The sequence below is a fragment of the Citrobacter sedlakii NBRC 105722 genome, from assembly GCF_000759835.1.
GTDB classification, from domain to species: Bacteria; Pseudomonadota; Gammaproteobacteria; order Enterobacterales; family Enterobacteriaceae; genus Citrobacter_A; species Citrobacter_A sedlakii.
In genome coordinates this window covers 1-13,158 of record NZ_BBNB01000018.1, presented here as the reverse complement: position 1 = coordinate 13,158, position 13,158 = coordinate 1, and the positions used below count along the sequence as shown (strand labels likewise).

Annotated in this window: 13 protein-coding genes; 10 read left to right on the top strand and 3 right to left on the bottom strand. The window is 55.3% G+C overall.

The annotated features are described in order from the left end of the window. Nucleotides 1-59: 59 nt before the first annotated feature. The 4 genes from tatA to tatD are packed head-to-tail and all read left to right on the top strand — an operon-like array spanning nt 60 to nt 2,502. A complete protein-coding gene (gene tatA / locus CSE01S_RS20815) occupies nt 60-314 on the top strand; it encodes a Sec-independent protein translocase subunit TatA (protein WP_042292727.1) in 255 nt (84 codons plus the stop codon). Between the two features lie 3 nt (nt 315-317). Then, nucleotides 318-884 (top strand): Sec-independent protein translocase protein TatB, encoded by a 567-nt coding sequence (gene tatB, locus CSE01S_RS20810; RefSeq protein WP_042292725.1) that lies wholly within the window; start codon nt 318-320, stop codon nt 882-884. Nucleotides 885-886: 2 nt separating this feature from the next. Beyond that, nucleotides 887-1,678 (top strand): Sec-independent protein translocase subunit TatC, encoded by a 792-nt coding sequence (gene tatC / locus CSE01S_RS20805; RefSeq protein WP_042292723.1) that lies wholly within the window; start codon nt 887-889, stop codon nt 1,676-1,678. A 41-nt stretch (nt 1,679-1,719) separates the two neighbouring features. Further along, the gene (gene tatD, locus CSE01S_RS20800; RefSeq protein ID WP_042292721.1) at nt 1,720-2,502 is read left to right on the top strand and encodes a 3'-5' ssDNA/RNA exonuclease TatD; all 783 of its coding nucleotides are present in this window, start codon (nt 1,720-1,722) and stop codon (nt 2,500-2,502) included. A 24-nt stretch (nt 2,503-2,526) separates the two neighbouring features. Here the strand turns inward: tatD and rfaH are convergent, their stop codons facing one another. Further along, the gene (rfaH, locus tag CSE01S_RS20795; protein WP_042292718.1) at nt 2,527-3,015 is read right to left on the bottom strand and encodes a transcription/translation regulatory transformer protein RfaH; all 489 of its coding nucleotides are present in this window, start codon (nt 3,013-3,015) and stop codon (nt 2,527-2,529) included. Between the two features lie 179 nt (nt 3,016-3,194). Between rfaH and ubiD the strand changes: the two genes are divergently transcribed. Together ubiD and fre are read left to right on the top strand one after the other, a co-directional pair. After that, nucleotides 3,195-4,688, top strand: a complete 1,494-nt coding sequence (gene ubiD / locus CSE01S_RS20790) for a 4-hydroxy-3-polyprenylbenzoate decarboxylase (RefSeq protein ID WP_072015045.1) — start codon at nt 3,195-3,197, stop codon at nt 4,686-4,688. 40 nt (nt 4,689-4,728) lie between these two features. Continuing rightward, the gene (fre, locus tag CSE01S_RS20785) at nt 4,729-5,430 is read left to right on the top strand and encodes an NAD(P)H-flavin reductase (RefSeq protein ID WP_042292715.1); all 702 of its coding nucleotides are present in this window, start codon (nt 4,729-4,731) and stop codon (nt 5,428-5,430) included. Between the two features lie 119 nt (nt 5,431-5,549). Here fre and fadA read toward each other — a convergent pair whose 3' ends face one another. Together fadA and fadB are read right to left on the bottom strand one after the other, a co-directional pair. After that, on the bottom strand, nt 5,550-6,713 hold the full coding sequence (fadA, locus tag CSE01S_RS20780) for an acetyl-CoA C-acyltransferase FadA (protein ID WP_042292712.1): 1,164 nt from the start codon (nt 6,711-6,713) through the stop codon (nt 5,550-5,552). Nucleotides 6,714-6,722: 9 nt separating this feature from the next. Continuing rightward, a complete protein-coding gene (fadB, locus tag CSE01S_RS20775) occupies nt 6,723-8,912 on the bottom strand; it encodes a fatty acid oxidation complex subunit alpha FadB (RefSeq protein ID WP_042292710.1) in 2,190 nt (729 codons plus the stop codon). 189 nt (nt 8,913-9,101) lie between these two features. Here fadB and pepQ point away from each other — a divergent pair, with 189 nt between their 5' ends. From pepQ to hemG, 4 genes are read left to right on the top strand one after another with little or no spacing between them, the layout of a single operon-like run. Beyond that, complete coding sequence (gene pepQ / locus CSE01S_RS20770) at nt 9,102-10,433, top strand: Xaa-Pro dipeptidase (protein ID WP_042292707.1); 1,332 nt, start codon at nt 9,102-9,104, stop codon at nt 10,431-10,433. After that, nucleotides 10,433-11,047, top strand: coding sequence for an IMPACT family protein (locus CSE01S_RS20765; RefSeq protein WP_042292704.1), 615 nt, complete (start codon nt 10,433-10,435; stop codon nt 11,045-11,047). Before pepQ ends, CSE01S_RS20765 begins: the two co-directional genes overlap by 1 nt. A 37-nt stretch (nt 11,048-11,084) precedes the next feature. Next, nucleotides 11,085-12,536: a Trk system potassium transporter TrkH gene (gene trkH, locus CSE01S_RS20760; protein ID WP_042292700.1), complete on the top strand. Its 1,452-nt coding sequence runs from the start codon at nt 11,085-11,087 to the stop codon at nt 12,534-12,536. Nucleotides 12,537-12,547: 11 nt separating this feature from the next. Then, on the top strand, nt 12,548-13,093 hold the full coding sequence (hemG, locus tag CSE01S_RS20755; protein ID WP_042292697.1) for a menaquinone-dependent protoporphyrinogen IX dehydrogenase: 546 nt from the start codon (nt 12,548-12,550) through the stop codon (nt 13,091-13,093). Nucleotides 13,094-13,158 lie beyond the last annotated feature (65 nt).

Below are 13,158 nucleotides of genomic sequence, written 5' to 3'. Positions count from 1 at the left end.
GGCTATGTAACGTATACTACGGGCCTAATTATTTCATCATCTATCACTGAGGAACATGTATGGGTGGTATCAGTATTTGGCAGTTGGTGATCATTGCCGTCATCGTTGTCCTGTTGTTTGGCACCAAAAAGCTCGGTTCTATCGGTTCCGATCTCGGCGCATCCATTAAAGGCTTCAAAAAAGCCATGAGTGATGATGATGCGAAACAGGAAAAAACCAGTCAGGATGCTGACTTCACCGCGAAGTCAATCACTGACAAACCCGCAGACGCTAAAACAGAAGACGCCAAGCGCCACGATAAAGAGCAGGTGTAATTCGTGTTTGATATCGGTTTTAGCGAACTGTTACTGGTATTTATTATCGGCCTCGTCGTGCTGGGGCCGCAGCGACTGCCGGTAGCCGTCAAAACGATAGCGGGCTGGGTTCGCGCGCTGCGCTCTCTCGCCACGACCGTTCAGAATGAACTGACGCAGGAACTGAAGCTCCAGGAGTTTCAGGACAGCCTGAAAAAAGTTGAGAAAGCGAGCCTCGAAAACCTGACGCCTGAGTTGAAGGCCTCAATGGACGAACTGCGTCAGGCGGCAGAGTCGATGAAACGTTCCTACAGCGCTAACGAGCCGGAAAAGGCGAGTGATGAAGCGCATACTATCCATAACCCGATAGTCAAAGGGAACGAAGAGCAGCATGAAGGGGTTACCCCGGCGACGGCAGAAGTCCAGGCCAGCGCGCCTGAACAGGCCCCCGAGGCTCTGGAAACGGCTGCGGTTGCCGAGGATAAAAAACCTGTGGCGGCGGAGAAGCCTGTCGCTGGCGTGAAAGACGCTGAACCGAAATCCGCTGCGCCTGCTGCAGGCGCCTCCACCACGTCGAGTGATAAACCGTAAACATGGCTGTAGAAGATACTCAACCGCTTATCACGCACCTGATCGAGCTGCGCAAACGCCTGCTTAACTGCATCATTGCGGTTATCGTGATTTTTCTGGCATTGGTCTATTTTGCTAATGACATCTATCACCTGGTTTCCGCGCCGCTGATAAAACAGTTGCCGCAGGGTGCGACCATGATCGCGACGGACGTCGCATCACCCTTTTTCACGCCAATCAAACTGACCTTCATGGTGTCGCTGATCCTGTCAGCACCAGTGATCCTGTATCAGGTCTGGGCGTTTATTGCACCAGCGTTGTATAAACATGAGCGACGGTTGGTGGTACCGCTGCTGATCTCCAGTTCGCTGCTGTTCTATATTGGTATGGCGTTCGCCTATTTCGTGGTGTTCCCGCTGGCGTTTGGCTTTTTGGCTAACACTGCGCCGGAAGGCGTACAGGTCTCGACCGACATTGCCAGCTATCTCAGCTTTGTCATGGCGCTGTTTATGGCGTTTGGTATTTCCTTTGAGGTGCCGGTTGCCATCGTATTGTTGTGTTGGGTAGGTATTACCACGCCGGACGATCTGCGTAAAAAACGTCCCTACGTGCTGGTTGGCGCCTTTGTAATTGGCATGCTGCTTACGCCGCCGGACGTTTTTTCTCAAACGCTGCTGGCAATACCTATGTACTGCCTGTTTGAAGTCGGCGTTTTCTTTTCGCGTTTTTACGTCGGCAAACGACAAACGCGGGATGAAGATAACGAGGCGGAAGCAGAAGCAGACGCTGCAAGAGCCGGAAAGACCGAAGATTAAATATAACCGCCCGTCAGGGCGGTTTTCATATGGAGAGAAGCATGTTTGATATTGGCGTAAACCTGACCAGTTCGCAGTTCTCCAGAGACCGGGACGAGGTGGTGGCGCGAGCGCTTGCCGCTGGCGTGAACGGCATGCTTCTTACCGGCACGAATCTCCATGAAAGTCAGCAGGCGCAGCGTCTTGCGCAACATTATCCCCAATGTTGGTCCACCGCCGGCGTTCACCCGCACGACAGTAGCCAATGGCAACCGTCAACGGAGGAAGCCATTGTCGCCCTGGCGGCGTTACCGGAGGTGGTGGCGATTGGCGAGTGCGGTCTTGATTTCAATCGCAACTTTTCCACGCCAGAAGAGCAGGAGCGAGCTTTCGACGCACAGTTGCGGATAGCCGCCGAATTACAGATGCCGGTTTTTATGCATTGCCGTGACGCGCATACGCGTTTCCTGGCGCTGCTCGATCCGTGGCTGGATAAGCTCCCGGGCGCTGTACTGCACTGTTTTACCGGCACACGCCAGGAGATGCAGGCGTGCATCGACAGAGGGTTATACATAGGCATTACGGGCTGGGTGTGTGATGAGCGCCGCGGGCTGGCGTTGCGTGAAATACTGCCGTTTATTCCTGCGGATAAGCTGCTGATCGAAACCGATGCACCCTATTTATTGCCGCGCGATCTGTCGCCGAAACCGGCGTCGCGGCGCAATGAACCGGCGCATCTGCCGCATATTTTCGCGCGTATCGCGCACTGGCGCGGGGACGATCCGCAGTGGCTTGCCGCCACAACGGATACCAATGTCAGAACGCTGTTCGGCATCGCGCTGTGAACCGGATGCGGGTCGGCAAGAGCGTTATAGCTTACGGAAACCCGTGTTTTTCACACTCTGCTTCACCTCTTTATTCAGCAGGTTAAGCAGCAGCATAGAGCGCGCTTCGCCGTCTGGTTCGGTGAAGATTGCCTGAAGCCCTTCAAAGGCGCCTTCGGTGATGATCACGCTGTCACCCGGGTAAGGCGTCTCCGGATCCACAATGCCTTCCGGTTTATACACGGAGAGCTGATGGATGACGCTGGGGGGCACGGTGGCCGGGGAAGCGCCAAAACGAACGAAGTGGCTGACGCCTCGCGTGGCGTTAATCGTTGTGGTATGAATCACTTCCGGATCAAATTCCACAAACAGATAGTTGGGGAACAGCGGTTCGCTGACTGCGGTACGTTTTCCACGCACCATCTTTTCCAGGGTGATCATCGGCGTCAGGCAATTGACCGCCTGTCTTTCGAGGTGTTCCTGGGCACGCTGAAGTTGCCCGCGCTTGCAGTACAGTAAATACCAGGATTGCATAATGACTCTTATCCGCTTGTTCGGGGCGCAAGCATAGCAAAAGCTATGCGCTAAGTTAATTATACCCGGCGTAATTCCGGCTGCTTCTTTGTTGGCTGCCTGAGTTCACGCTAATTTAACAAAAATACAGCATCACGATGATGAACGCCGTATAATGAGGCGCTTACCCAGAGGCTATAATGGACGCCATGAAATATCACGATTTACGCGACTTCCTGACGCTGCTTGAACAACAGGGCGAACTTAAACGCATCACGCTTGAAGTTGACCCGTACCTGGAAATCACTGAAATTGCTGACCGCACGCTGCGTGCTGGCGGACCCGCGCTGCTGTTTGAAAATCCTAAAGGCTTTTCCATGCCGGTGCTCTGTAACCTGTTTGGCACGCCAAAGCGCGTCGCGATGGGGATGGGGCAGGATGATGTCTCCGCACTGCGTGAAGTGGGTAAGCTGCTGGCCTTTCTGAAAGAACCGGAACCGCCGAGGGGCTTTCGCGATCTCTTTGACAAACTTCCGCAGTTCAAACAGGTGCTGAATATGCCGACGAAGCGCCTTCGTGGCGCGCCCTGTCAGCAGAAGATTATTACGGGTGATGACGTCGATCTGAACCGCATTCCCATTATGACCTGCTGGCCGGAAGATGCTGCGCCGCTCATTACCTGGGGGCTTACCGTGACCCGTGGGCCGCATAAAGAGCGGCAGAATCTGGGCATTTATCGTCAGCAGTTGATTGGTAAAAATAAGCTCATCATGCGCTGGCTGTCGCATCGCGGCGGCGCACTTGATTATCAGGAGTGGTGTGCGGCGCACCCTGGCGAGCGCTTCCCGGTTTCCGTGGCGCTGGGGGCCGATCCGGCCACGATTCTTGGCGCAGTGACGCCAGTGCCGGATACGCTGTCCGAATATGCTTTTGCCGGTCTGCTGCGCGGTACAAAAACCGAAGTGGTTAAATGTATTTCTAACGATCTCGAAGTGCCAGCCAGCGCGGAGATCGTACTGGAAGGATACCTTGAGCCCGGTGAGATGGCGCCGGAAGGCCCATACGGCGACCATACCGGCTATTACAACGAGGTGGACAGCTTCCCGGTCTTTACCGTCACGCATATTACCCGGCGTGAAGACGCCATTTACCACTCCACTTATACCGGTCGTCCACCGGATGAACCGGCGGTACTTGGCGTAGCGTTGAACGAAGTCTTTGTCCCCATTCTGCAAAAGCAGTTTCCGGAAATCGTCGACTTTTACCTGCCGCCGGAAGGCTGTTCATACCGTCTGGCCGTCGTGACGATGAAAAAACAGTACGCGGGACATGCGAAACGCGTCATGATGGGCGTCTGGTCATTTTTACGCCAGTTTATGTACACCAAGTTTGTTATCGTCTGCGATGACGATGTCAACGCTCGCGACTGGAACGACGTCATCTGGGCGATCACCACCCGTATGGACCCTGCACGGGACACGGTGCTGGTCGAAAACACGCCAATCGATTATCTGGATTTTGCTTCGCCGGTCTCCGGGCTGGGTTCAAAAATGGGGCTGGATGCCACGAACAAATGGCCTGGTGAAACCCAACGCGAGTGGGGGCGTCCCATTAAAAAAGACCCGGATGTTATCGCGCGTGTTGACGCGATATGGGATGAACTGGCCATCTTTAATCACGGTAAAGGCGCCTGAGGCGCGAACGTTTTGCCCTATAGACCCATAGAGGGAGCGCATGACAACCTTAAGCTGTAAAGTGACCTCGGTAGAAGCTATCACCGATACCGTATACCGCGTTCGTTTAGTGCCCGACGCGGCATTTTCCTTTCGTGCCGGTCAGTATTTGATGGTGGTGATGGACGAACGGGATAAACGTCCGTTCTCAATGGCGTCAACGCCGGACGAACAGGGGTTTATTGAGCTTCATATTGGCGCGTCTGAAATTAACCTCTATGCCAAAGCGGTGATGGATCGCATTCTTAAAGATCATGAGATCGTCGTTGATATTCCGCACGGTGAAGCGTGGCTGCGCGACGATGAAGAGCGCCCGCTGATCCTGATTGCCGGCGGTACCGGATTTTCTTACGCGCGTTCAATACTGTTGACGGCCCTGGCGCGCAACCCGAACCGTGAGGTGACCATTTATTGGGGTGGCCGCGAAGAAAAGCACCTCTACGATCTCTCAGAGCTGGAAGCGCTGACGCTGAAGCACCCGAACCTGCGCGTGGAGCCGGTGGTTGAACAGCCTGAAGCGGGCTGGCGCGGGCGCACGGGGACGGTATTAACCGCCGTGTTGCAGGATCACGGTACGCTGGCAGAACATGATATTTATATCGCGGGTCGCTTTGAGATGGCGAAAATTGCGCGCGACCTGTTCTGTAACGAGCGCAGCGCGCGAGCCGATCGTCTGTTTGGCGATGCGTTCGCTTTCATTTAAGCAATAAAAAACCCGCCCCTGACAGGCGGGAAGAACGGCAACTAAATAATGCCCGGTGAAGGGAGACGCCCTCCGGTGATTTTTCTGGTGGCCCGGAGCGTGCCGGGCCTTGAACTCACCTAGACACGCTCGAATACTGTCGCGATGCCCTGCCCCAGGCCGATACACATTGTCGCCAGACCAAATTCCACATCTTTACGTTCCATCAGATTGATTAACGTCGTGCTGATGCGGGCGCCTGAACAGCCGAGCGGATGACCGAGGGCGATCGCGCCGCCGTTCAGGTTGATCTTCTCGTCAATCTGCTCCATCAGCCCAAGATCTTTAATGCATGGCAGGATCTGCGCGGCAAACGCTTCGTTCATCTCAAACACGCCGATATCACTGGCGGTCAGCCCGGCTTTCTTCAGCGCCAGCGTCGACGCCGGAACCGGACCGTAGCCCATGATCGAGGGATCGCACCCCACCACCGCCATTGAACGTACGCGGGCGCGAATTTTCAGGCCCAGTTCCCGCGCACGGCTCTCGCTCATCACCAGCATCGCGGCTGCGCCGTCGGAAAGGGCTGACGAAGTGCCTGCCGTTACCGTACCGCTGACCGGATCGAACGCCGGACGCAGGGTGGACAGCGCTTCGACGGTCGTTTCCGGACGGATCACTTCGTCGTAAGTCAATTGCTTTAGCACACCGTCCGCGTCGTGACCGCCGGTCGGGATGATCTCATTCTTAAACGCGCCAGACTGGGTTGCCGCCCAGGCTCGGGCGTGCGAGCGCGCGGCAAACGCGTCCTGCATTTCACGGCTGATGCCGTGCATGCGGGAGAGCATCTCTGCGGTCAGCCCCATCATACCCGCGGCTTTGGCGACGTTGCGGCTCAGACCCGGATGGAAATCCACGCCGTGGCTCATCGGCACATGGCCCATATGCTCCACGCCGCCGACAAGACAAGCCTGCGCATCGCCGGTCATGATCATCCGCGCGGCGTCATGCAGCGCCTGCATTGACGAACCGCAAAGGCGGTTAACGGTAACTGCCGGAACCGAGTGCGGGATCTCCGCCAGCAGCGACGCGTTGCGGGCGATGTTGAAACCTTGCTCCAGGGTCTGCTGTACGCAGCCCCAGTAAATATCGTCCAGCGCGGCAGGATCCAGCGCCGGGTTACGCGCCAGCAGGCTACGCATCAGGTGCGCGGAGAGATCTTCCGCGCGCACGTTACGGAACGCGCCGCCTTTTGAACGGCCCATCGGGGTGCGAATCGCATCAACAATGACAACCTTTTCCATTGTGACTCCTTAAGCCGTTTTCAGCTCGCCAACCGGACGGGCTGGCTCAACTGCTGGATAGTAGGGTTCGTTATGGCGCGCTTTGTCGCGCAGCCCTTCCGGCACGTCATACAGCGGACCGAGAGACTGATACTGTTGCGCCATGTCGAGATACTTCGCGCTGCCGAGCGTATCCAGCCAGCGGAACGCGCCGCCGTGGAATGGCGGGAAGCCCAGGCCGTACACCAATGCCATATCGGCTTCCGCCGGGCTGGCGATGACGCCTTCTTCAAGACAACGCACCACTTCGTTGACCATTGGGATCATCATGCGGGCGATAATTTCGTCGTCGCTGAAATCACGCTTCGCGTTGCTGACGTCGGCGAGCAGGCTGTCCACGGCCGCGTCGTCGTCTTTTTTCGGTTTACCTTTGCTGTCTTCTTTATAGCGCCAGAAACCCAGACCGTTCTTCTGACCAAAACGGTTGGCGTCGAAGAGGGCGTCGATCGCGTCGCGATAATCTTTCTGCATACGTTGTGGGAAACCTGCGGCCATCACTGCCTGCGCATGGTGGGCGGTATCAATGCCCACGACGTCCAGCAGATACGCCGGACCCATCGGCCAGCCAAATTGCTTTTCCATCACTTTGTCGATTTTGCGGAAATCCGCGCCGTCGCGCAGCAGTTGGCTGAATCCGGCAAAGTACGGAAACAGCACGCGGTTAACGAAGAAGCCCGGGCAGTCGTTAACGACGATGGGCGTTTTGCCCATTTTGCTGGCCCACGCCACCACTTTGGCGATGGTGTCATCAGACGTTTGTTCGCCACGGATCACTTCGACCAGCGGCATACGGTGCACCGGGTTAAAGAAATGCATCCCGCAGAAGTTTTCCGGACGCTTCAGTACGCTTGCCAGTTCGCTAATGGGAATCGTGGACGTGTTTGACGCCAGTACAGCATCCGGGCGGACCTTTTCTTCTGTTTCCGCCAGCACGGCTTTTTTCACCTTCGGGTTTTCCACAACGGCTTCCACAACCACGTCCACGCGATCAAAGCCAGCGTAGTCGAGCGTCGGATGAATCGTCGAAATCACCCCCGCCATCTTCAGACCGTCAATCTTGCCGCGCTCCAGCTGTTTATTCAGCAGTTTGGCGGCTTCGGTCATTCCCAGCGTCAGCGATTTGTCGTTGATATCCTTCATGATCACCGGCACGCCTTTCCATGCCGATTGATAAGCGATACCGCCGCCCATAATACCCGCGCCCAGCACGGCAGCCTGCTTTGGCGTCTCAACGTCTTTGGTCAGCTTCTTCGCTTTGCCTTTTACGAACTGATCGTTCAGGAAGATGCCAACCAGCGCGCGCGCTTCGTTGGTATGCGCCAATGGAACAAAGCTCTTATTTTCCAGGTTCAGCGCTTCTTCGCGGCCAAAGCGCGCCGCCGCTTCAATGGTTTTCACCGCTGTCATAGGGGCCGGGTAATGTTTGCCCGCCGTCTGCGCGACCATGCCTTTGGCGATGGTAAAGCTCATGGCGGCTTCAATCTTACTGAGTTTAAGGGGTTCCAGTTTTGGCTGACGTTTCGCTCTCCAGTCCAGATCGCCGTTAATCGCCTGGCGCAGTACCGCTATTGCGCCTTCCGTCAGTTTTTCCGCCTTCACCACACCATCGACCAGGCCGATTTTCAGCGCCTGCTCTGCGCCAACGTCTTTACCGGCGGCAATAATTTCCAGCGCGCTGTCGGCGCCCAGCATGCGCGGCATACGGACGGAGCCGCCAAAGCCTGGCATAATGCCCAGCTTCGTTTCCGGAAGACCGATGCGCAGATCGGGCGTCGCCAGACGGTAATCGGTCGCCAGCACGCATTCGCAGCCGCCGCCCAACGCATAGCCGTTGACGGCGGAAAGGGTAGGGACCGGCAGGTCTTCCAGACGGTTAAAGACGCTGTTGGCAAAATGTAGCCACTGGCTTAACTGTTCTTCGGGAACCAGAAACAGTGAAAGAAATTCGGTGATGTCCGCACCGACAATAAAGGCTGCTTTCTCAGAACGCAGCAGCAGCCCTTTTAAATCTGTCTGCTTTTCCAGTACATCCAGCGCCTGGCCGAGGCTGGCGACGGTCGCAGTGTCGAGTTTATTGACTGAGCCGGGGGCATCGAACACCAGTTCGGCGATGCCATCTTCCAGCCAGTCGAGGTACAGGGTGTCGCCTTTGTAAAGCATGTCAGTCTCCTGAATCCGCATGGGGATCTGGTCGTACCAGATGAATCGAAGTGTGTATTTTGTGTTAAAGAAATGCAAACAAGTGATTAAAAAAATGCCGATCCGATCACGGTCGGCAGAAATCACGCTCTTTCGGGTCGTTGTGCTAAGATGCGGAGACTTGAGGTCAAAAAAGCAGAAGGATAGAAAATGGAATCACTGGCCGCACTCTATAAAAATCATATCGTTACCCTACAGGAACGGACACGTGACGCGCTGGCGCGCTTCAAACTCGATGCGTTACTTATTCATTCCGGCGAGCTGGTTAACGTTTTCCTCGACGATCATCCCTATCCGTTTAAAGTGAATCCGCAGTTTAAGGCGTGGGTGCCAGTGACGCAGGTGCCGAACTGCTGGCTGCTGGTGGATGGCGTAAACAAACCGAAACTGTGGTTCTATTTACCGGTGGATTACTGGCACAATGTGGAACCGCTGCCGACCTCCTTCTGGACAGAAGAAATTGAAGTCATTGCGCTGCCAAAAGCGGAGGGCATTGGTAGCCAACTGCCTGCTGCACGCGGCAATATCGGCTATATTGGCCCGGTTCCCGAGCGCGCGCTGCAACTGGATATTGCGGCCAGCAATATCAACCCGAAAGGGGTGATTGATTACCTGCATTATTATCGCGCCTATAAAACAGACTATGAGCTGGCCTGTATGCGTGAAGCGCAGAAAATGGCGGTGAATGGTCATCGTGCCGCAGAGGAAGCCTTTCGTTCCGGCATGAGTGAGTTCGACATTAATCTGGCCTACCTGACCGCCACCGGACATCGTGATACCGATGTGCCTTACGGCAATATCGTCGCACTCAATGAACACGCCTCTGTACTGCATTACACCAAACTGGATCATCAGGCGCCATCTGAAATCCGCAGCTTTTTGCTGGATGCGGGCGCGGAGTACAACGGTTACGCGGCAGATCTCACACGTACCTGGTCGGCGAAAAGCGACAACGATTATGCGCAACTGGTAAAAGACGTTAACGATGAACAGCTGTCGCTGATCGCCACCATGAAGGCGGGCGTCAGCTACGTTGATTATCACATCCAGTTCCATCAACGCATCGCCAAGCTGTTGCGTAAGCACCAGATTGTTACGGATATGAGCGAAGAAGCGATGGTGGAGAATAATCTTACCGGGCCGTTTATGCCGCACGGAATCGGCCATCAGTTGGGGTTACAGGTACACGACGTTGGCGGATTTATGCAGGATGACAGCGGTACGCATCTTGCCGCGCCGTCAAAATATCCGTACCTGCGCTGTACCCGCGTGCTCCAGCCTGGCATGGTCCTGACCATTGAGCCGGGGATTTACTTCATCGAGTCGCTGCTTGCGCCGTGGCGCGAAGGGCAGTACAGCAAGCATTTCAACTGGCAGAAAATTGAAGCGCTGAAACCGTTCGGCGGCATTCGTATCGAAGATAACGTAGTGATTCATGATAACGGCGTGGAAAACATGACGCGGGATCTGAAACTGGCGTAATGGACAGTTGGTTAATTCCTGCGGCGCCGGTCACTGTAGTCGAGGAGATCAAAAAAAGCCGCTTTATTACGCTTCTGGCGCATACCGATGGCGTTGAGGCGGCGAAAGCCTTTGTCGGGTCAGTGAAAGCGGCGCATCCGGATGCCCGTCACCATTGCGTGGCGTGGGTGGCAGGCGCGCCGGATGATTCGCAGCAATTGGGGTTTTCCGACGATGGCGAACCGGCGGGCACGGCGGGCAAGCCAATGCTTGCCCAACTGATGGGCTGCGGCGTTGGGGAAATCACCGCCGTGGTGGTGCGCTATTACGGTGGGATCCTGCTCGGAACAGGTGGATTGGTGAAAGCGTACGGCGGCGGCGTCAACCAGGCGCTGCGTCAGCTAACAACACAGCGCAAGACGCCGTTAACCGAATATACTTTGCAGTGTGAATACGCGCAGTTGGCTGGGGTGGAAACACTTCTGGCTCAGCATGACGGCAACATCGTCACGCGTGAATACCAGGCGTTCGTTCGGCTCAGGGTGGCGCTTCCTTATGCGAAAGTGGCCGAATTTTCAGCAAGGCTGGCGGATTTTAGCCGCGGTTCATTGCATTTGTTAGCGATTGAAGAATAATCCCCCCTCATTTTGAAGAACTAAGGAAGCGGCAGAGATGCATTTTCGCGCCATTACCCGAATCGTTGGACTACTGGTCATCTTATTTTCGGGGACGATGATTATTCCCGGACTGGTAGCCCTCATCTATCGTGATGGGGCGGGACGTGCATTTACGCAAACGTTCTTTGTCGCGCTGGCGATAGGCTCAATGCTGTGGTGGCCTAACCGCCGCGAGAAAGGTGAACTGAAATCGCGCGAAGGGTTTCTGATTGTGGTGTTGTTCTGGACCGTGCTGGGTAGCGTGGGTGCGTTACCGTTTATTTTCTCGGAAAGCCCGAACCTCACCATTACCGATGCGTTTTTTGAATCATTTTCCGGTTTAACCACAACGGGCGCCACCACACTGGTGGGTCTGGATTCGTTACCGCACGCGATTCTTTTTTATCGCCAGATGCTGCAGTGGTTTGGCGGGATGGGGATCATCGTGTTGGCGGTGGCGATTCTGCCGATACTTGGCGTCGGGGGGATGCAGTTGTATCGCGCTGAAATGCCCGGGCCGCTAAAAGACAACAAAATGCGCCCGCGTATTGCGGAGACGGCAAAGACGCTGTGGCTGATCTACGTCCTGCTGACCGTGGCCTGCGCGCTGGCGCTATGGTTTGCCGGGATGCCCGCGTTTGACGCTATCGGGCACAGCTTCGCCACTATCGCCATCGGCGGGTTTTCTACGCACGACGCCAGCGTGGGCTATTTTGACAGCCCAACGATTAACACGATTATCGCTATCTTTTTATTAATCTCCGGCTGTAACTATGGTTTGCACTTCTCTTTGTTAAGCGGACGTAGCCTCAAAGTGTACTGGCGTGACCCGGAGTTTCGCATGTTTGTTGGCGTGCAGCTTACGCTGGTGGTCATCTGCACGATCGTGCTGTGGTTCCATGATGTTTATAACTCTGCGCTAACGACGCTCAACCAGGCCTTTTTCCAGGTGGTGTCGATGGCGACGACGGCGGGCTTCACTACCGACAGTATTGCGCGCTGGCCGCTGTTCCTGCCAGTGCTGCTGTTGTGCTCCGCGTTTATCGGCGGTTGCGCCGGTTCGACAGGCGGGGGGCTGAAGGTGATCCGTATCCTCCTGTTGTTCAAACAAGGGAACCGAGAACTGAAGCGACTGGTGCATCCGAATGCGGTCTACAGTATTAAGCTGGGGAACCGTGCGCTGCCGGAACGTATCCTCGAAGCGGTTTGGGGTTTTTTCTCGGCGTATGCTCTGGTATTTATTGTCAGTATGCTGGCGATTATCGCGACTGGCGTGGACGACTTTTCCGCGTTTGCCTCCGTGGTGGCTACACTTAACAACCTTGGACCCGGGCTGGGTGTCGTCGCGGACAACTTTGCCAGTATGAATCCGGTGGCGAAATGGATCCTGATTGCCAATATGCTGTTTGGCCGTCTTGAGGTCTTCACTTTGCTGGTACTTTTTACCCCGACCTTCTGGCGTGAATAATGGAGTAACACGTGAAAACACTGATTCTTTTTTCAACCCGGGATGGACAAACGCGCGAAATCGCTTCGTATCTGGCGTCAGAACTGAAAGAACTGGGCATCTGGGCAGACGTCGTGAATTTGCACCGTACCGAAGAACCTGAATGGGACAGCTACGATCGCGTAGTTATTGGCGCGTCTATACGTTACGGGCATTACCATACAGCCTTTCAGGAGTTCGTAAAAAAACATGCGACGCGGCTGAACGGGATGCCGAGCGCGTTCTATTCCGTAAATCTGGTGGCGCGTAAACCGGAAAAGCGCACGCCGCAGACTAACAGTTACGCGCGTAAATTTTTAATGAGCTCGCAGTGGCGCCCTGACCGCTGTGCGGTGATCGCCGGCGCGTTGCTTTACCCGCGCTATCGCTGGTATGACCGCATAATGATCAAACTGATTATGAAAATGTCAGGCGGCGAAACGGACACCAACAAAGAAGTGATCTATACCGACTGGGAGCAGGTTGCAGGTTTTGCCCGGGAAATCGCCCAGTTAACCGTCAAATCGCCGGTTAAATAAACGTAAAGAATAAAAATTGCGCGGTTGATAAATTATTTTAAATTTCCTCTTGTCAGCCCGAAATA

Bases quoted from the DNA above. Each gene is read 5' to 3' on its own strand.
- tatA (WP_042292727.1), top strand. From the start codon at position 60: ATGGGTGGTATCAGTATTTGGCAGTTGGTGATCATTGCCGTCATCGTT.
- tatC (WP_042292723.1), top strand. From the start codon at position 887: ATGGCTGTAGAAGATACTCAACCGCTTATCACGCACCTGATCGAGCTG.
- tatD (WP_042292721.1), top strand. From the start codon at position 1,720: ATGTTTGATATTGGCGTAAACCTGACCAGTTCGCAGTTCTCCAGAGAC.
- rfaH (WP_042292718.1), bottom strand. From the start codon at position 3,015: ATGCAATCCTGGTATTTACTGTACTGCAAGCGCGGGCAACTTCAGCGT.
- ubiD (WP_072015045.1), top strand. From the start codon at position 3,195: ATGGACGCCATGAAATATCACGATTTACGCGACTTCCTGACGCTGCTT.
- fre (WP_042292715.1), top strand. From the start codon at position 4,729: ATGACAACCTTAAGCTGTAAAGTGACCTCGGTAGAAGCTATCACCGAT.
- fadA (WP_042292712.1), bottom strand. From the start codon at position 6,713: ATGGAAAAGGTTGTCATTGTTGATGCGATTCGCACCCCGATGGGCCGT.
- fadB (WP_042292710.1), bottom strand. From the start codon at position 8,912: ATGCTTTACAAAGGCGACACCCTGTACCTCGACTGGCTGGAAGATGGC.
- pepQ (WP_042292707.1), top strand. From the start codon at position 9,102: ATGGAATCACTGGCCGCACTCTATAAAAATCATATCGTTACCCTACAG.
- CSE01S_RS20765 (WP_042292704.1), top strand. From the start codon at position 10,433: ATGGACAGTTGGTTAATTCCTGCGGCGCCGGTCACTGTAGTCGAGGAG.
- trkH (WP_042292700.1), top strand. From the start codon at position 11,085: ATGCATTTTCGCGCCATTACCCGAATCGTTGGACTACTGGTCATCTTA.